We start from the raw sequence: 17,710 nt of genomic DNA on the forward strand, positions 1-17,710 counted from the left end.
TGGTTTACAGGTGAAACCCGAGGGCAAAAGGCATTTCGTGCTTCGGACCGGAGGCGCGCGCCCAGCGGGAAGTCCCGACTGCCGGTCCCTACGGCGGCCACGGCATTACCCGTGCGGCGAACCCTGACATCACTGCCTGGGGCCGGTCCCGCAAGCGCCGTCTACGGGAGCGAACCCCGAGAACGTCTCGGGAGCGATTCCGCATGCCGACCGACATATCGACGAGCCGTCCCGGAACGCGCGCGAGCCTCTGCATGCGCCTCTTGGAGGACATGCCCCAGAGCGGCGTCGCCGACAAGCTCGACGTCTCCCGGACGTACGCGTCCCGGCTGATCAGCCACAGCCGCGCCCGGGTGCGCGACGAAGCTCCCGCGCAGCGGTACGGCGGCCGCCGCCCGAAACGACACCGACCGCGCCGACCGCTCACCTGCGGTCGGGGTACCTCCGCTCGCCGGTCGGCCCTCCGCCGGCTCTCCACTCCTAGCTCGCGAAGGTCCGCACAGATGTCAGATCAGCACGCGGCGACGACATTGACAGCCGCAGCGGTCATCGCCGCGATCCTCATCGCCAGGGCCGCGGTCCTGCACCGCACCCGAAGCATCGGCGCGCCCATGCTCCGTCGTCCGCACCGTGTCATGAGACCCGGCGGCGCGACGCACCGACTGGCTGCCGTGCCGTTCGACGAGGCCGCTGTCCGCGCCGTACGCGAGGCCGAACAGCACGTCCACCGCTGTTGGCAGCAACTAGAGACACACACCGACCCACCCGAGTGACGTCGTGGACACACGGGCTGCGGCATCGGGTTCGGAACCCAGCAGGAACGTGTCGGCGATCGCCTGGCCGGTCGCGGGCTTCGCGGACACGCTCACCTCCGGGATCTCGTCGTCCGGGATGGTGCCGATGCGGTAGCCACATGCGGCTGTCGCGGTGAGCGGCCGCCGCAACACCGACGCCGGCCAGGACCACTGCCCCTACGCGATGGACGCCTACGGTCGTCACGACCGGCGCGGTCCGCGTAGCGCTCAGCGCGCGCCGTCACTGCTCGCGAGCCCGTAGGCGGCGCAGCATGCGGGCGTCCTCGAAGCCGACCGCGCGGGCGGCGGCATCGACCGTGGTGCCGTGACTGATGAGGTGCTCGGCGCGTTCGAGGCGCAAGGTCTGCTGGTAGCGCAGGGGGGTGAGGCCGCCGGTGGCGCGGGTGAAGAGGCGGGTGAGGGTGCGTTCGCTCACGCCCACGGTCGCGGCCAGGGCGGACAGGGGCAACGGCTGGTCGAAGCGGGAGTCGATCAGGTTCTGGGTGTGGTGCACGGTGTCGTCGAGGTGGGAGCGGTACCGGAGCATCGCGCTGGCTTGCGGCTCGTGGCCGTTGCGCCGCGCGTAGACGACCATGTCCCGGGCCACTTGGGCGGCGACGGCGGGGCCGTGCCGGGTCGCGATCAGGTGCAGAGCCAGGTCGATGCCGCTCGCGATGCCGGCTGAGGTGACCACCCGGTCGTCGGCGGTGTACAGCACGTCGCGGATGACCGTCGCCCGGGGGTAGCGGCGTGCGAGTTCGTCCTGTACGTCGTGGTGCGTGGTGCAGCGGTGGCCGTCGAGCAGGCCGGCCCGGCCGAGCGCCTCGGCTCCGGCGCAGACGCTGGCGACGGTCCCGCCCCTGGCGTGGTGGTCCCTGAGGCACTGTAGGGCCGCCGCGCCGATGTCCGGGCTGTCGACGAGGGTCGGCGTCCGCCAGCCGGGCACCACGATCAGGTCCTCGGGGCCGAGCTCGGGCCAGTCGAGCCGGGCCACCAACGGCAGGCCCTGGGCGGTGGGGACCACCGGCTGCTCGGCGATGTAGCTGAGCGTGTAGGGGTGCCCGAAGTCGGAGGCCGTGGAGAAGACCTGCGCGGGGCCCGCCAGGTCGAGCAGGTGCAGTCCGGGCACCAGGAGAAAGGCGATGTGGTTCACGATCCGGTCATCATGCCTGAACCCCGGCCGCGGTCTCCAGCTGCCCGACGGTGGTGATCGTGGCGAAGCGTCCGGCGAGGGCGTACTCGGTGCGCCTGATGATCTCCTCGGCGCCCAGCGTGCGGGGGTCCGCCAACAGCGCGGCCACGCTCTGGTCCGCGGGAGCGTCACGGTGCGGGATGGGGTTGGTCGCGGTGGCGTCGACGACGAAGGTGACCCGGTAGCCGAGGTCGCTCGCCACGCGAGTGGTGGTCTCGACGCACTGCTCGGTGCGGATGCCGCACACCGTGAGTTCGTGGATGCCGTGCTCGGTGAGGAGTTGCTGCAGGTTGGTGGTGGTGAAGGCGTTGTGCGAGGTCTTGTGGATCAGCGGTTCCGTGTCACGGCGCCGCAGCTCCTCCATCAGCCGGACGTGGCCGAGGGCGGGGTCGAAGACATCGCCGCTGCCGGGCTCGCAGTGAAGCACCCACACCACCAGGTCCCCGGCCTGGCGGGCGAGCCGGACCAGGCGGTCGACCTGGTCGGCGATCTTCGGGTTGGAGATGGTCTCCCACAGCGGGCGGGCGCGGAAGGATTCCTGGACGTCGATGACGATCAGTGCTCGGGTCATGCCCCCAGCCTGCCCGGTGGGCCGCGGCCGGCGGCAGGCCTCATCACGTCCGGATACGGACCGATCCGGTCACGGCCGGCGCCGCGACCACTCGCCGCGCGGGGGGTCACCCCGTGACATGGAACTCGTTGCCGCCGGCGTCGAGGAACTCACCGGCTTCCCCGGAGTGCCGGGTGACCTCCAGCCGCAGCCTGTTCCGCGCCTCCTTCGGCGCGGCGGGCGGCCCCATCACCAGGGAGACCGTGCCGGTGGGCGTCCGGCGCAACCGGACGCCCCAGTCGTGGGACTCGATCGCGTGCCAGTCGGCCCGGGCCTGCCAGAAGGCCGACTGCGCGGAGCGGTCCGGCTCCGCGACGTCGAGGCAGATAGCGACGAGGCCGGACTCGGCGAGCACGCCCGGGTGACCGGGACGCAGCACGCAGAACTCGTTGCCCTCGGGATCGGCCAGCACGTCCCACGGGACGTCACCCTGGCCGATGTCGGCCCGTGTCGCACCGAGCGCGAGCAGACGTGCCACCTCGTCCTCCCAGTCCGGCCCCCCGGCCAGGTCGAGGTGGACGCGGTTCTTGTGTGCCGTCTTGGGCTGCGCGGTCGGTACGAACCGCAGGTGCAGGCCGTCCGTCCGGCCGCGCGTCGCCTCCCGCCAGAAGCGGTTCATCCGCGGGACGTCCAGCGCGTCGAACACGATCCCGGTCAGCATCCCGGTTCCTTCGAGGCCGTAGCACCTGTCATCCGCCCATTGTGGCCGCCGCGGTCGGGCGTCGGCACTCGGGTGGGGGCACGTCCGCTGAACCAAGTCCGGGCCAGACCGGCCGAGGGGTCTGTTTCACGGCTGGAACGACCCGCCGCCCGCCGCGCCGCCCTGCTCGCCGCACTCTCCGAACACGCCCCCGAGGTGCCGGTCACCGGCCTCGCGGCAGGCTTCCACGTGGTGGCCCACCTGCCCGCCGGTACCGACGAAGGCCAGGTCATCGCGGCCGCCCGCGCCCGCCAGGTGGGCCTCTACGGCATGAGCGGCTGCCGCGCCTCGCACGCCGACGCGCCCGCACAACACCGGGCGACCGAGGAGCATCCGCCCCGTGACCTCGACGAAGTGACCGAACGCCCGCCCCCCCGCCACTGCAGTCCCCCTGGAACCCGATCCGGCACCCTTCCCGGCGGTGCCCGCCGTCACCGTCGGCACCCCGCTGTGGGACATCGGCGAGGACAACGACCGCTCCCTCGGGGATCTGCTGGGCCACACCCGCGCGGCGGCACCGGCGGCCGTGACCGACGGATGCGGCACGACGGACCTTTCCCGTCGACCGGGCATCTCGGCGGCAGCGTGCTGGAAGCCACCGGGCGCGTGGGTCGACGCCTGTCCGAGGGGTCGCGTCACCGGCCCGGCACCCGACAGCACGTTCACCCGAATGGCGGTACATGACGTGCCACCCACATGGGTGAAGATCAAACTGGTTAGTGGCCCAACCGAGGCAAACCGTGAAAGGGAACCACATGCGTATTCGACGAACCCTCGCCGCCGTCATCGCCACGGCAGCCCTCGCCGGACTCGGCCTCACAGGCGCCGCCACCGCCACCGCCGCCACCGCACAGGGTGCCCCGACCTTCGTCACCCCTTCCCAGTGCAGGCAGGGCGGCGGAACGGCCGATCTGACGGACAACACCTGCAAGGGCGGTATGTACGACGGGCAGAAGGTCGACTGAACCCCACAAGGCGCCCCGCAGCGAAGCGCCGCGGGGCGCTCCCGTGCGAGCGTCGGGAGAGCCGCCGAACCACACCCCCACCGCGCCGTACGCGAGAGCGGTCGTCACTGGTAGGAGGCGATCGTGGCGGCGAGGAGTATCACTGCCGAAGCGGAGAGTGCCGGGGCCCTGTAGCGCCGTCACGCGGCGAAGCCGCTCGCTCGCGTCGGCGCGGTCCGGTTGCCGCTACAGGCTGACCTCGTCGAGGAGTTGAGGTCCGTTGTTGCGGACGTTGTTGACGGCCGTGGAGACGGGGCGCGTGTCCAGATGCCCGTCGGCGGGCTGCGCGAGCAGAGAGCGCAGTTCGTCGGGGTCCTGGTGCGTGGGGTCCAGCCAGGCCTCGTAGTGGTCCTCGGTGAGCGCCAGGGGCATGCGCGGATGCACCCGGCCCGCCGCGTCGGTGGCCTCGGTGGTGATGATGGTGCAGGTCAGCAGCCAGGCGGCCGGGTCGTCGTCCTGGGTGACGGCAGGGTCGCGCCAGTACTCGTACAGACCCGCGAGAGCCATCACCTGGCCGTCCTCGGGGTGGATGAAGTACGGCTGTTTGCGCGGCTTACCGGTGACCGGGTCCTTGAGCGGCTGCCACTCGTAGAAGCCGTCCGCCGGGAGCAGGCAGCGGCGTCTGGCGAACGCACGGCGGAAGGCAGGCTTCTCGTGCACGGTCTCCACCCGGGCGTTGATCATCCGTGCGCCGATCTTCGGCTCCTTCGCCCAGGACGGCACCAGACCCCAGCGCAGCGGCCGCAGCTCCCTCAAGGGTGTCGCGGCACCGCCGCCGTCGCGCGGGGTGCGCTCCAGGACGGCCCAGACGTCGTCGGTCGGGGCGACGTTCCAGCTCGGCGCGAGCGCCTCGGCGGAGGGCCACTCGGCGACGCGGAACAGCTGCGCCAAGTCCTGCGGGCGCCGGGTGGAGACGTATCGACCGCACATGCGACCACTCTCTCACCACCCGGCCGCTTCACGAGGCGCCCGTGCGGGGGCCGAGTGGACGTGTCCTCAGTGTCCTCAGTGTCCTCAGCGGAGACGTCCCGCCGCGACAGCGGCGCGGCCGGTCGGCACGCCGGGCGCACCGGTCCAGGCGCGCCGGTCCAAGCCCGTGATCGCGGCTTCGCGTTCACGGCGTCCGCAGTCGCCACCGTGTGCCGCTCGCGGGGCGGCGGCCTGCCTCCACGGGGTGCGACCGCAGGCATGATGGAGGCCATGACTCACACCGCCCGCCGCATGTTCGAGCTGCTGGAGCCGATCTGCCTCGTCACCTACTTCGCCGACGAGTGCAACGCGGAGCTGGCCGCGCTCGGCCACCGCACCTACTGGGACGGCTACTTCGCCAGCCGCGCCGCGCCGCTGGGGCGGGTGCCGGCGCAGGTCGTGCACGCGGCCTTCTACAGCTTCGCCGAGGGGGAGGCCGCGCGGCACATCCCGAGCGCGTGGGAGACGATCCCGCCCGAGGAGTCCGTCGCCGCGCGGGAACGTGGCAGCGCGGCCTCCCTGCGGCGGATCCTCGGCGCCGAACTGGCCGACTCCCCGGGCCTGTTGCGCGCGGCGGACCTGACCACCGAAGCCGCGACCAGGGCGCCCACGGAAGGCCGGGTCATGTACGCCGGAATGCGCACCCTTCCGGTGCCCGGCGACCCGGTCGCCCGACTGTGGCATTCCGCGACCATGCTGCGCGAGCACCGCTGTGACGGTCACGTCGCCGCTCTGGTCGGCGCGCGCGTCGGCGGCACGGAGGCCCACGTGCTCGAGGCGCTGGAGAAGGGCATCCACCCACCGGAGTCGTTCGGGCGCATCCACCACCTGCCGAAGGAGCGGCTGGCCGCGGTCATGGACGGCCTGCGCGAGCGCGGGCTCGTCGACACCGACGGCCGGTTCACCGACGCCGGCCGAGAGACCAAGCAACGCATCGAAGCCCTGACCGACGAGCTCGCCGCACCGCCGTACGACGCCCTGTCTCCCGCCGAGCTGGACGAACTGGTCGCCGAGCTCGAACCCATCACCGCGACGCTGGTGGCCGCGGGCTCGCGGTGACGTACGGCGACCGACGGGACGACGAGCCCTACAGGAACGGTCGGCCGTTGTCGCAGCTCGTCGTGTCGACGTCCTTGGCGAAGTCACCGCTGGGGCTCTTGGGGACGGCCAGGCGAGAACGGGCTGGCGCGGTGCACTCGGTACGTTGAAACCGTTCCTGAGAGGGGTCTCGGACGAGTCGCCGGATGGCACGAGGTGACCAACTCATGGGTAAGCACGAGGACTTGCGCGTTCTTTCGGCAGGCATGACCCGGCCGTGACGGGCAACGAGAAGGGAACCGAAAGAGAGAAAGAAGCCGATCGCGACAGTTGGGGAGACACCGATGACGTCCTACACCACGAGCAAGACGAGCCGGACGAGCGGACTGGCGATCGCGGGACTCGTCTGCGGCATCGTCGGCCTCTTCATCCTGCCCATCATCCTGGGGCCGCTGGCCGTCATCTTCGGTGTCATGGCGCTGCGTCAGACCGGCTCCGTGATGGCGAAGTGGGACATCGGCCTCGGAGTGGTCGACATCATCCTCATGATCGTGATGTTCGTCGTCGCCGCCAACAACGGCGGCAGCTTCACCTGGCACATGGGCTGATTCGAGGGCCGCGGCGTACATCGCGGGCGGGCCGCGGCGCTGGGTGCCCGGACGGGGCTTGTGCGTGCACATGGTCGCCGCCGTCGTCGGGCGGCCGCTGGTCGCCGTCCGCTCCCTGGTGGTCGATCAAGTCCTCAAGCTGCTGGGCGCGGCCTACCTCATCGGGGCATCGGCATCGGCGTGGCCGAGGGCTCCTGACGTTCCTGCCCGGAACGGCGGCGCACACGTGGTGAGGCGAAGGCCGAACTGCCCCGCACCGACCCCGGTGATCAGGGGCCGGTCCCGCGCGTCGTTGCCGGGGACGAGCGCGGCCGGCCGTCAGCGTGGGTCCGGGTGGTTCCCGGGGCCGCCGCCCGGTCCGGCCAGCGGTGTCGGTGAGAGGGCCGTCGGTTCCTCGCCCGGCTCCAGCAGGGTGTCCGCCGCGCCGACGATCAGCGGATCGGGCGTACCGATCGCCGTCAGGTCCTTGGCCGGATAGTCGAACCGGTACAGCAGGCTGCGCATGGCCTCCAGCCGGCCGCGCCGCTTGTCGTTGTTCTTCACGACCGTCCAGGGCGCGTGCGCGGTGTCGGTCGCCCGGAACATGTCGACCTTGGCCGCGGTGTAGTCGTCCCAGCGGTCGAGTGAGGTCAGATCGGTGGGCGACAGCTTCCAGCGGCGTACCGGATCGACCTGCCGGATCGCGAACCGGGTGCGCTGCTCGGCACGGGACACCGAGAACCAGAACTTCACCAGCAGGGCGCCGTCGTCGGTGAGCAGCTGCTCGAACAGCGGCGCCTGGAGCAGGAACTGCTCGTACTCCTCCTCCGAGCAGAACCCCATGACCCTCTCGACGCCCGCCCGGTTGTACCAGGACCGGTCGAAGAAGACGATCTCGCCGCGAGCCGGGAGATGGGCGACGTACCGCTGGAAGTACCACTGCCCCGCCTCCCGCTCGGTCGGCTTGTCCAGTGCCACCACGCGGGCGCCGCGAGGGTTCAGCCGTTCGGTGAACCGCTTGATGGTGCCGCCCTTGCCGGCCGCGTCCCGCCCCTCGCAGACCACGACGATCCGCTGCCCCGTCTCCTTCACCCAGCGCTGCAGCTTGAGCAGCTCGATCTGCAGGATGCGCTTGGTCCGCTCGTACTCCCGCCGGCCGATCCGTTGGTCGTACGGGTGGTTCTCCCGCCAGGTCTCGATCGGTCGACCGTCGCCGTCCAGAAGCACCGGCCGCTCCGGTTGCCGGTCGTCCACCGCGAGCCCGCGCAGCAGGTCGCCCTCGCGCCCCGCGTCCCGGACCCCCTGTGCCTGCGGCACCTGCTCCTGCTCGGCCACGCACGCCGCCTCTCCACCTCGTCATCCGCACCAGTGATCCCTTCCTGCGTGCCCCGCCAGGCCGTACCCAGACACACCGTTCCCGGGCCCTGTACGGTGCCCCGATCGACTCGGCGAGGATGGTCGGCGGTCGGTCCGGGCGGTGGGCCGAGGGGCGGCGCGGCGGTGGGCCGAGGAGCGGAGCGGGGCTGGGCCGAGGGGCGCGATGACGCGTCCGTCCGGGAGCAGGTCGCCGGCGCCTCCCGCCGGTGCCTCCGAGGACGAGCGTGCCGTCGCTCATGGCGGCCGACCCCGGCGCCGTGTGCCGGCAGGCCGCACCGCCGGCGGGCTCGACTCGGGCTCGACTCGAACACCGATGCGTCTGGGCCGGTTGCCTTGTTACCAAATGCGGACAGATGCGAGGGAACAAGGCCCACCCGGGCGTCATCTCATGGGGTGCAGCGAAACAGTCGACGCGGCCGGCCGCCCTGCGGGAGCGGGGGAGGTGCCGCGTCACAGACCATGGGGGAGTCTCATGACCACGCATCGTGCCGGCCGTACCGCCCGTTCCGCGGCCTTAGCCGCCGTCACCGCCGCGCTGGCCGTGGGCCTGACCGCCTGCGGCGGCGGCGACGGCTCGAAGGCGGCGGGCGCAGGCCACGCCGCCGGCAGCGCGCAGGGCCGGTCCGCGTCCGACGGGAACGGCAAGGGCAGCGCGGAGCAGGCCGACACCGCGGGTGACACCAAGACGGAGGTGCGCTCGGCGACCGCCTCGACCGGGACGGACAAGGTCGAGAGCACGAGCAAGGGCAAGGGCACGACGGCCGGCGCCGTGCGGTGCCGCGGGGACGAGATGCTGGTCACGGCGGTGCACCGGTTCGCCGGTCAGGAGGGCGACCACCTGCTGGTGACGGCGTCGAACGAGGGCAGCAAGCCGTGCTGGGTCACCTCGTACCCGGCCGTGAAACTGGGCGACGACGTCGATGGCCCCGCACTGCCGCACTCGAAGAAGGACGCACCGGGCGGCGACAAGCACATCACGCTTCGGCCCGGAGACAAGGTCTACAGCGCGGTGAACCTCTTCGACTACGGCTCCAAGAACCAGACGGCGCGCTCGTTCGCCATCGCGCTGCGCGGCGCGGACGGTCGCAGCGGCCCCTTCTACTCGGTGGACGTCAAGGGCCAGAAGCCGGAGTTCCGCTGGAACGAGGCCGATGTGTTGAACTGGAACGCCAAGAAGCCGTACGACTTCTGACGGCTCGCGGCCACTCGCCGGCACCCGGCAGGTCCGCCGGTCGGCACCTCGCAGGACCGGCGCGAGGTGCCGCGCCGCCTGAGGGCCGCGTCGGCGGGGCCCCACCCCAAGCGCTCCGGGCATACCGCCGGCCTGCTCCCGGACAGGTCGGTGGTGCCTTTGCAGCGCACGGACACGGTGCCACCGGAGGTGATGGACGCCGGCCGCACCTTCGTCCCTCGCGACGGCGGGCGCGGAATGGCGAGGGGGAATTCGGGACCGTGAATCAGTGTTGTCATGGCATGAAAGACGCACCTCGGTACGACCAGGGCGAGCCACGCCCGGCGACCTCCTCGACGGTCCGCGCGCGCCTCGCGGCGGACCGCGCCGACACCCTCGCTCGGGCGGCCGCGCTGAGCCGTGACTTCGACGGGATCGTCGCGGCGAACGCCCTGGTCGCCGTGGACGACGAGCACGACCCCGAAGGGGGCACCACCGCCTTCGAGCGGGCGCATGTCGCCGCCCTGATGGCACAGGCGCGCGAGCACCTGGAAGAACTGGACCAGGCACTGGAACGGCTTGAACAGGGGCAGTACGGGCAGTGCGAACGCTGCGGCGGGACGATCCCGCCCGAACGCCTTCAGATCCGTCCGGCGGCGACCACCTGCGTCAGCTGTGCCCGGCCAGGCCCACGCCGCGCTTGACGCCGGCCCGCGCGGCGCCAGGGCGCGCCGAGCCCGCACGGCAGGGGCACGCCGGTGCTCGATCTCCTGACGGCGAGCAGCCCGGTGAGCGCCGTAGCCCCGACCGCGGAGAGGACCCGCCCCAGAGGGCGCGCGCGATCGCTGATGGCGGCCGTCCTGGTCCTGGTGTGCCGGCTGCCGGCAGTCAACCGGTTTGCACGACGCGGGCAGAACGGGGCACAGGAGAACCATGACGCACAAGACTGAGAACGACCACGGCAACCGGTTCTGCAAGGCCTGCGGCACGCCCGCCGAAGACGGCCAGATCTGCGACCACTGCGGCGCGGTTCTCGACTTCCCCGACCGGGCGGGGCTGATCGAGGACCAAGGAGGCGCGGTACGGCGCGACTTCGAGGGGCGCGCCCGGCGGCGAGAGCAAGGGTGAAGGAAACAGCGGCAACGCGGTCCGCTGAACCGCGCACCCCGGGGTACACGGGCCGGCATGGCATCCAAGACTGATCGCATCAAGTCCCTGCGGGCCGTGCGGCAGCTGCGCCGCATCCGCACCTTCTACGCGGCCGGCGCCCTGGTGTGGGCGGCATCGACCGCCTGGACCGGCTGGCAGACCCCCGGGGGCCGGCAGATGTGGGTATCCGCACTCCTGCTGGCCATCTTCGCCGGCCTGCTGTTCACGGCCTCCCTGTTGCTCCAGCGTCTTCGGGCCGCGGGGCCGGCCGAGCCTGCGCACCACGCGGCACCATCGCGTGCCGCCCGCTCACGCCACGCGCATGCCTGACCTGCCGCCGAACACGGCCCGGCCCGCGGCCTTTTGTAGCTGACCACCTTTCGGTCCAGAGCAAGGAATTCGCGCTGAGATCCTTCTTCCACGCCATAGGCCCCGACCGGGCCGTCCTCCTGCCTGGCAGGGCCTCGGCGGGGGTGCCAGGCAGCGCGCGTGCCCGCTCGTCGAGCGTGGTGAAGGCGGCGTCCGAACTCGACCGCCACGAAGGAGAAGCAGGCAGGCGTTAGAGGCACCCCGGGACGCGTCCGGTGTCGCCGGCGGGGCGTGCGGGACGACAGGCCCAGCACGCGCTCTACCTCGCCTTGAACGAAGTCGTCAGCGCCTACCTCGCACACCTTCACCTCGAGGAGACGGTCGCGATGCCGGCCCTGTGGCAGTACGCCGGCGACGCCGAGCTGGGCGCCGTCCTCGCCGCCTTCCGCGCCTCCCGCAGCCCCGAGGAAGCTCTTACCGATCTTCGCCGGATGCTGCCCGCGCTGCCGCCCGCGGTGCGGGCAGTGATCGTGCGCGGTGTAGTCGAGACGGCGCCGGCCCAGGAAGCGGGAAGCCTCCTCGCCGCTGCCACCACCACCCTCAGCCAGGGCCAGCGCCGGCGGCTGTACGAGGACCTCGGCGTGCCGGAGGCCTGGGCGCTCCAGGGACAGCCGTGACATCGGCCCCGTGCCGGCCGGACGCTCCGCGACGCGCCGTCATCGCTCGACGCGGTCAGGGTGGATCCACGTCAGCGGAGTCACCGCCCGGCCTGCGCTGGACCAGCGTGGCGAAGCATCGGTGCCTGCTCGTCCACTGGTCGGTGATGTCGAGGGCCAGGTCCTCGGCGACCATGCGGAGCGCTCGGCGTCCAAGGCGTGCCCACGGGAAAGGCGGTCCGCTCTGGCCCTGGTGATTCTCCAGGCGGGCGGTGCAGAGGTCCTCGACATCGTGGGGATCGACCTCGACGACGAGGCGCCCCTCCGGTGCGATGAGGCTGCAACAGCGGTGCAGCAGGTCGCGAGGGCGCCCTCCGATGCCGATGTTGCCGTCGATGAGCAGTACCGTCTTCCACCTTCTTTCGGCCGGCAGCCGGTCGAAGACCGACCGATGCAGCGCCAGCCCGCCCAGGGCACGGGTCAGCGCGACCGCACGAGGCGCGATGTCGACTCCCAGGGCGAAGACCCCCCGACCGAGCAGCTCCCGGCACAGCCGCCCCGGCCCGCAGCCGACGTCGAGTACGGGACCGACGCAGCGTTCCAGCACGGTCTCGTCGGCCGCCGTGGGCTGCTCGTGCCAGCGATGTACCGGCATCAGGATCCGGCGACCGTCGAGCAGCCGCAGGTAGACCGGGCCACGGCCGGGCCGCAGGGCGAGTGCGTAGGGATCCTCGTCGGCGCCGTACAGCTCCTCCTCGTCGGTCGTCACAGTGCGGCGTCGTCTCCCGCGGCGGACCGGTGCCCGCCGTCGCGGCCGCCGCGCCGGACGGGACGAAGCCGGAGCGTGAGGGCCACCGCCACCCCCGGCGGCCGCACGGCGAACGGGTGCCTCGGCATCTCGCTACCGGTGCTCGGGGTTCTCGAAGTCTCGGCGGCATCCGGCGTCCCAGGCGGTCCGCTGGTTGCCGTAGGCGGGGATGCCGCCCAGGTCCTTCAGTGCCCGCGCCAGGTGCAGCAGGTTCCAGGTCATGAAGGTGGTGTTGCGGTTGGTGAAGTCGTTCTCCGGGCCGCCCGATCCGGGGTCCAGGTACGAGGGGCCGGGACCCGCCTCGCCGATCCATCCGGCGTCCGCCTGGGGCGGGATGGTGTAGCCCAGGTGCTGGAGGCTGTAGAGGACGTTCATCGCGCAATGCTTGACGCCGTCCTCGTTGCCGGTGATCAGGCAGCCTCCGACGCGGCCGTAGTAGGCGTACTGCCCGGCGTCGTTGAGCAGGCTGGAGCAGGAGTAGAGGCGCTCGATCACCTGTTTCATGACGGAGCTGTTGTCGCCCAGCCAGATCGGGCCGGCCAGGACGAGGATGTCGGCCGCCAGGACCTGCCGGTAGAGGTCCGGCCAGGCGTCCGTCTGCCAGCCGTGCTCGGTCATGTCGGGCCACACACCGGTGGCGATGTCGTGGTCCACCGCCCGTAGGACGTCGACGCGCACCCCCTGCGCCTCCATGACGGCGCTGCTCCGGTCGATCAGTCCCTGGGTGTTGCTCGTCTCCGGCGAGCGTTTGAGGGTGCAGTTGATCACCAGTGCCCGCAGGTCGTCGTACCGGTTCGGCGGTGCGTCGGTGGTGGACGGCGAAGCAGTCACACGGTCCTCCAGGCAGCCCTGCCACCGCGCGGCGCGCGGCGACTCGTCCACTCGATCCACTGCGCCCAGCGTGCGGGCCGCCACCGGCGACCGCCACCACAAGGCATCCGAACGGTTACGCGTCCCCGCCCACGGCCGGCCGGTTCCGTCGGCGGAGCGGCCCTGCCACGGACGGGTCGCATGCTCCCCGGACCCGCACGGACGTTCCCGGCTACCGCCGCCCGCGCCTCCGGCCGGACCGCGTCCGCCCGCGGCGTCGCAGCCCCACGGCCGCCAGGACGAGGACGGCGGCGCCCGCCACCGCCGCCGCGACCCGCTTGGCCACCGGCAGCCCGGCCACCCGCAGCAGATCGAGCGGTTCCGGCTCCTCCCGGGGCGGCTGTGCCGCCGGCTCCCCACGCTCCGAGGGTGCCGCCGACTCCTCCTGGACCGGCACCGCCGTAGGCTCGGCGGGACGGTCGGCCAGTCGTCCCTCCAGGCAGGCCGCGAACCGGCCCACCAGCCGGTCGCCCACCTCCGCCAGTACCCCGCGCCCGAACTGCGCCGGGCGCCCGGTGACCGTCAGGTCGGTGTCCACCGACACCGCCGTGCCGCCGTCGTGCTCGCTCAGGGTCGCGGTGACCGTCGCCCGGGCCGTGCCCTGCCCCCGGGTCTCCCGGCCGCTCGCCACGAGCACCATCCGGTGCGCCTCCTGGTCCTGCTCCTCGAAGACGGCGGTGCCCCGGTAGGTCACCGTGACGGGTCCCACCTTCACCTTCACCGAGCCGGTCACGGTCTTGCCGTCGTAGCTCTCCACCGCCGCGCCGGGCAGGCACGGCGCGACGTGCTCGATGTCGAGGAGCGCGTGCCAGGCGTCGTCGACCGGGACGGGGACGGTGAACTCGTTGTGCAGCTCCATGACGTGCTCCTCGCGTCTCAGGGGGCGGCGGTCGGGTGGATGGCCCCGGCGGTGCCGGTCAGGGGCGCCCCGCTGCCGCCCCAGCGCAGGGCGACGATCTCCCCGGCGACGGACACCGCGACCTCCTCCGGCGTACGGGCCCCGAGGTCCAGGCCGAGCGGCGAGCGCAACCGGGCCAGCTCGGCCCCGGTGAGACCGGCCTCGGCGAGCCGGGCGCGCCGCTCGTCGTGGGTACGGCGGCTGCCCATCGCCCCGATGTAGGCGGCCGGTCGGCGCAGCGCCTCCTCCAGCAGCGGCACGTCGAACTTCGGGTCGTGGGTGAGGACGCAGATGACCGTGCGGTCGTCGGTGCCGGTTCCCTGGAGGTAGCGGTGCGGCCAGTCGACGACGACCTCCACACCGGCCGGGAAGCGCTTCGGGGTGGCGAAGACCGGGCGGGCGTCGCACACCGTGACCCGGTAGCCCAGGAAGTCGCCGATGCGGGCCACCGAGGCCGCGTAGTCGATGGCGCCGAACACCAGCATCCGCGGCGGCGGCGCGAAGGACTGCAGGAACACGGTGACGGCGTCCTCGCGGCGCTCCCCGTGCGGTCCGTAGTGCCGCAGGACGGAGGCGCCCAGAGCGAGTTCGCCGCGTGCGTCGGCGCTGACCGCGACGTCGAGCCCGGCCGAGCCGAGGCTGCCCGCCTCGCGGTCCGGCCAGACCGCGAGGTTCGCGCCGCGCGGCGCCGGCCCGTCGACCACCGTGGCCACGGTCACCGGCTCGCCCGCGGCGACCGACCCTGCGACCGCGTCGAACGCCGGGTCCGTGGCCGTAGTGACCGGTCGTACCAGCAGGGTGATCTCGCCGCCGCAGGTGAGCCCGACCGCGAACGCGTCCTCGTCGCTGTAGCCGAAGGTCTCGAGGCGTGCCTCGCCGCTCGCCGCGACCTCCTGCGCGAGTTCGAACACCGCGCCTTCCACACAGCCGCCGGACACGCTGCCCACGACCTCGTCGTCGGGGCCCACCGCCATGGCGGCGCCGGGCCCGCGTGGCGCGCTGCGGCTCACCGCGACGACGGTGGCCAGCCCGAACGGGATCCCGGCCGCGTACCAGCGCTCCAGCGCCGGCAGAATCTCACGCACGCTGCGCTCCCTTCTCCAGAGCCGCTCCGGCCGCCGCCCCGCGTACCACCGCCGCCAGCCGTTCGAGCGCCGCCAGGCTGTGGCCCTCGACGAAGGCGTCCACGCTGGGCAGGGCGGCCGCCATCCCGGCGGCCAGCGGCGCGTAACCGGGGCGCGCCTTGCGCGGGTTGGCCCAGACCACCTGGTGGGCCAGGGCGTGCAGTCTGCGCATCTGCGCGCCGAGCAGCTCCGGGTCGCCGCGCTCCCAGCCGTCCGAGAGCAGGACGACGACCGCGCCCCGCGCCATGCCGCGCTGTCCCCAGCGGTTCAGGAACTCGCGCAGCAGCTCGCCGAGGCGGGTGCCGCCGCGCCAGTCGGGCACGGCCGCCGCGAGGGCCGTCATGGCCAGGTCCGGGTCGCGGTGGGCGAGTTCGCGGGTGACCCGGGTCAGCCGGGTGCCGATGGTGAACACCTCGGTGCGGCCGCCGCGCACCGCCGCGTGCGCGAACCGCAGCAGCGCGTCGGCGTACGGCGCCATCGAGCCGCTCACGTCGACGAGCAGGACCACCCGGCGGGGCCGGGGCACGCGCGCGTGCCGCCGCAGCCGGGCCGGCTCGCCACCGCGCCGCAGCAGCTCACGCACCGTGCGGCGCGGGTCGACGTCTCCGCGCCTGGCGGGCCGCCGCCGCGCCGAGCGGCGGGTCTGCCCGCGCAGGGCGAACGCGACGAGCAGCCGGTGCAGCTGGGCGCGTTCGGCGGGGTCGAGCTCGGCGACGTCGCGGTGCCGCAGCACCTCGGCGGAGCTGGCGAGGGTGGCGGTGGGTGGGCCCGACGGCTCGTCCGCACCGGGCTCGCGCGGGGCGCCGCGCGCCTCCCGGGCGGCGAGTCCGAGCCGGGGCGGGGCGGCGGCCGGCACCGCGCGCGCCCCGGACCCGCCCGTCGCCCCGAAGTACGCGGCGAACACCCGCTCGTACCGCTCCAGGTCGTCGTGCCCGGCGCACAGCGTCGCCCGCCCGGCCCAGTACACGTCCGCCCGCACCCCGGTCCGCACCTGGTCCACGGCCCGCAGGAAGGCGTACAGCCGCTCACTGCTCGCGTCGAGCCCCGCCGCCCGCAGTGCCCGCACGAACCCGACCAGCGCGGCATCACCCCCGAGCGCCGGCACACCCGCTGCGCCGGGCCGGGCGCCGGCCGCGTCGGGGTCCGCCCCCGCCGGGTTGGGCTGGCCGTCGGCCGTGCTGGGCCGGGTCCCCGCAGCGCTGGGGTGGACATCCGCTGGGTTGGGCTGGGCGTCTGTGAGCTGCGCCCCCGGCGGGTTGGGCTGGGGGCCCGCCTTGCTGGGCCGTGCCCCCGTCGGGTCGGGCTTGGCGCCGGCCGGGTTGGGCTGTGCGCTCGCAGTGCTGGGGTGGACATCCGCCAGGTTGGGCTGGGCGTCCGCGGTGCGTGGCCGCGCCTCCGCCGGGGTGGGTTCGGCGTCCGCCGAGCTGCGCCGTGCCCCCGCAGCGGCGGGCTGGGCGTCCCCCGAGTCAGGCCGCGCCCCCGCCGCGCTGGGCCGCGTGTCCCCCGCGTCGCGCCGCGCCCCCGTCGCGCTGGGCCGGGCGGCAGCCCTCTCCTCGCGTTCGGGTGCCATGGTCAGCCTCCCCGGGCCGCCAGGACGGCGGCTAGGTCGAGGCCGCGGGCCCGGTCCGCGTCCTCCCGGTATTTCAGAGCCGAACCCAGGGTCGCCACCGCCAGGTCGGCGTCCACCTCGCTCGCGCCCAGCGCGTGCAGCGCCTCGGCCCAGTCGATCGTCTCGGCCACGCCGGGCGGCTTGAGCAGGTCCGCGCCCCGCAGGGTCTGCACCAGCGCGGTGACCTGCTCGGCCAGCCGCGCCGACACCTCGGGCAGTCGTCGCCGCACGATGGCCAGTTCGCGCCCGAACGAGGGATGGTCGAACCAGTGGTACAGGCAGCGCCGCTTCAGCGCGTCGTGCACCTCCCGGGTGCGGTTGGAGGTGAGCACGACCACGGGCGGCTCCTCGGCGCGCAGCGTGCCCAGCTCGGGGATCGAGACGGAGTACTCCGACAGCAGTTCGAGCAGGAACGCCTCGAACTCGTCGTCGGCCCGGTCGATCTCGTCCACCAGCAGCACCGCCGGGTGGGTCTGCAGGGCCCGCAGCAGCGGCCGGGCGATGAGGAAGCGCCGGTCGTACAGCTCGCTCTCCAGCCGGTCGGCGTCCCTGATCCCGGCCGCCTCGGCCGCCCGCAGGTGCAGCAGCTGGCGCGGGAAGTCCCAGTCGTACAGGGCCTGCGAGGCGTCGATGCCCTCGTGGCACTGGAGCCGGATCAGCGGCGCGCCGAGCGCCTCGGCCAGGGCGGCGGCGAGCGCGGTCTTGCCCACGCCCGCGTCGCCCTCGCAGAACAGCGGCCGGTGCAGCCTCAGCGCCAGGAAGCAGGTGATCGCCAGCCCTTCGTCGACGAGGTACCCCGTCTCCTCCAGGCGGGCGCGCACCTGCTCCGGGTCGTCCGTCCGGGT

The 17,710-nt window shown here is 73.2% G+C and carries 21 protein-coding genes; 8 read left to right on the forward strand and 13 right to left on the reverse strand.

Features of this window, described 5'->3' with window-relative positions; genetic code table 11:
• Positions 1-506: 506 nt before the first annotated feature.
• From V7E45_RS09020 to V7E45_RS09040, 5 genes are all read right to left on the reverse strand, one after another.
• Positions 507-728: a hypothetical protein gene (locus V7E45_RS09020; RefSeq protein ID WP_333773578.1), complete on the reverse strand. Its 222-nt coding sequence runs from the start codon at positions 726-728 to the stop codon at positions 507-509.
• Positions 729-1,035: 307 nt separating this feature from the next.
• The gene (locus V7E45_RS09025) at positions 1,036-1,947 is read right to left on the reverse strand and encodes a GlxA family transcriptional regulator (protein ID WP_333773579.1); all 912 of its coding nucleotides are present in this window, start codon (positions 1,945-1,947) and stop codon (positions 1,036-1,038) included.
• Between the two features lie 10 nt (positions 1,948-1,957).
• Positions 1,958-2,557, reverse strand: coding sequence for an isochorismatase family protein (locus tag V7E45_RS09030; RefSeq protein WP_333773580.1), 600 nt, complete (start codon positions 2,555-2,557; stop codon positions 1,958-1,960).
• A gap of 106 nt (positions 2,558-2,663) precedes the next feature.
• Complete coding sequence (locus V7E45_RS09035; protein ID WP_333773581.1) at positions 2,664-3,257, reverse strand: VOC family protein; 594 nt, start codon at positions 3,255-3,257, stop codon at positions 2,664-2,666.
• A 126-nt stretch (positions 3,258-3,383) separates the two neighbouring features.
• Entirely contained in the window at positions 3,384-3,590 is a 207-nt protein-coding gene (locus V7E45_RS09040) for a hypothetical protein (protein ID WP_333773582.1), read from the reverse strand.
• 461 nt (positions 3,591-4,051) lie between these two features.
• Between V7E45_RS09040 and V7E45_RS09045 the strand changes: the two genes are divergently transcribed.
• Positions 4,052-4,261, forward strand: a complete 210-nt coding sequence (locus V7E45_RS09045) for a hypothetical protein (protein ID WP_333773583.1) — start codon at positions 4,052-4,054, stop codon at positions 4,259-4,261.
• Between the two features lie 225 nt (positions 4,262-4,486).
• Here V7E45_RS09045 and V7E45_RS09050 read toward each other — a convergent pair whose 3' ends face one another.
• Positions 4,487-5,230 (reverse strand): SOS response-associated peptidase, encoded by a 744-nt coding sequence (locus V7E45_RS09050; RefSeq protein ID WP_333773584.1) that lies wholly within the window; start codon positions 5,228-5,230, stop codon positions 4,487-4,489.
• A gap of 270 nt (positions 5,231-5,500) precedes the next feature.
• Between V7E45_RS09050 and V7E45_RS09055 the strand changes: the two genes are divergently transcribed.
• On the forward strand, positions 5,501-6,328 hold the full coding sequence (locus V7E45_RS09055) for an SCO6745 family protein (protein WP_333773585.1): 828 nt from the start codon (positions 5,501-5,503) through the stop codon (positions 6,326-6,328).
• Positions 6,329-6,651: 323 nt separating this feature from the next.
• On the forward strand, positions 6,652-6,915 hold the full coding sequence (locus tag V7E45_RS09060; protein ID WP_333773586.1) for a DUF4190 domain-containing protein: 264 nt from the start codon (positions 6,652-6,654) through the stop codon (positions 6,913-6,915).
• Positions 6,916-7,233: 318 nt separating this feature from the next.
• Here V7E45_RS09060 and ppk2 read toward each other — a convergent pair whose 3' ends face one another.
• Entirely contained in the window at positions 7,234-8,229 is a 996-nt protein-coding gene (gene ppk2, locus V7E45_RS09065; protein WP_443055990.1) for a polyphosphate kinase 2, read from the reverse strand.
• Positions 8,230-8,743: 514 nt separating this feature from the next.
• Between ppk2 and V7E45_RS09070 the strand changes: the two genes are divergently transcribed.
• The 5 genes from V7E45_RS09070 (at position 8,744) to V7E45_RS09090 (ending at position 11,577) form a co-directional block, all read left to right on the forward strand.
• Entirely contained in the window at positions 8,744-9,463 is a 720-nt protein-coding gene (locus V7E45_RS09070; RefSeq protein WP_333773587.1) for a DUF4232 domain-containing protein, read from the forward strand.
• A gap of 281 nt (positions 9,464-9,744) precedes the next feature.
• Positions 9,745-10,146 carry a TraR/DksA family transcriptional regulator gene (locus tag V7E45_RS09075; RefSeq protein WP_333773588.1) on the forward strand — a complete coding sequence of 134 codons (402 nt, stop codon included), beginning with the start codon at positions 9,745-9,747 and terminating at the stop codon, positions 10,144-10,146.
• A gap of 229 nt (positions 10,147-10,375) precedes the next feature.
• Complete coding sequence (locus tag V7E45_RS09080; RefSeq protein WP_333773589.1) at positions 10,376-10,570, forward strand: zinc ribbon domain-containing protein; 195 nt, start codon at positions 10,376-10,378, stop codon at positions 10,568-10,570.
• A gap of 57 nt (positions 10,571-10,627) precedes the next feature.
• A complete protein-coding gene (locus V7E45_RS09085; RefSeq protein ID WP_333773590.1) occupies positions 10,628-10,921 on the forward strand; it encodes a hypothetical protein in 294 nt (97 codons plus the stop codon).
• 308 nt (positions 10,922-11,229) lie between these two features.
• On the forward strand, positions 11,230-11,577 hold the full coding sequence (locus V7E45_RS09090) for a hypothetical protein (protein ID WP_333773591.1): 348 nt from the start codon (positions 11,230-11,232) through the stop codon (positions 11,575-11,577).
• Positions 11,578-11,632: 55 nt separating this feature from the next.
• Here the strand turns inward: V7E45_RS09090 and V7E45_RS09095 are convergent, their stop codons facing one another.
• The 6 genes from V7E45_RS09095 to V7E45_RS09120 form a co-directional block, all read right to left on the reverse strand.
• Positions 11,633-12,325, reverse strand: a complete 693-nt coding sequence (locus V7E45_RS09095) for a class I SAM-dependent methyltransferase (RefSeq protein WP_333773592.1) — start codon at positions 12,323-12,325, stop codon at positions 11,633-11,635.
• 132 nt (positions 12,326-12,457) lie between these two features.
• Positions 12,458-13,195 carry a flavodoxin family protein gene (locus V7E45_RS09100; RefSeq protein WP_333773608.1) on the reverse strand — a complete coding sequence of 246 codons (738 nt, stop codon included), beginning with the start codon at positions 13,193-13,195 and terminating at the stop codon, positions 12,458-12,460.
• A 211-nt stretch (positions 13,196-13,406) separates the two neighbouring features.
• Positions 13,407-14,093: an SRPBCC family protein gene (locus tag V7E45_RS09105; protein ID WP_333773593.1), complete on the reverse strand. Its 687-nt coding sequence runs from the start codon at positions 14,091-14,093 to the stop codon at positions 13,407-13,409.
• Positions 14,094-14,110: 17 nt separating this feature from the next.
• Positions 14,111-15,217, reverse strand: coding sequence for an XdhC/CoxI family protein (locus V7E45_RS09110; RefSeq protein WP_333773594.1), 1,107 nt, complete (start codon positions 15,215-15,217; stop codon positions 14,111-14,113).
• Complete coding sequence (locus tag V7E45_RS09115; protein ID WP_443055993.1) at positions 15,210-16,361, reverse strand: vWA domain-containing protein; 1,152 nt, start codon at positions 16,359-16,361, stop codon at positions 15,210-15,212. The genes V7E45_RS09110 and V7E45_RS09115 overlap by 8 nt, the downstream gene beginning before the upstream one ends.
• A 467-nt stretch (positions 16,362-16,828) precedes the next feature.
• Complete coding sequence (locus V7E45_RS09120) at positions 16,829-17,686, reverse strand: AAA family ATPase (protein WP_443055991.1); 858 nt, start codon at positions 17,684-17,686, stop codon at positions 16,829-16,831.
• Positions 17,687-17,710: the final 24 nt, after the last annotated feature.

Origin of the sequence: Streptomyces sp. IBSBF 3136 (genome assembly GCF_036815105.1) — a bacterium.
Taxonomy (GTDB): domain Bacteria; phylum Actinomycetota; class Actinomycetes; order Streptomycetales; family Streptomycetaceae; genus Streptomyces.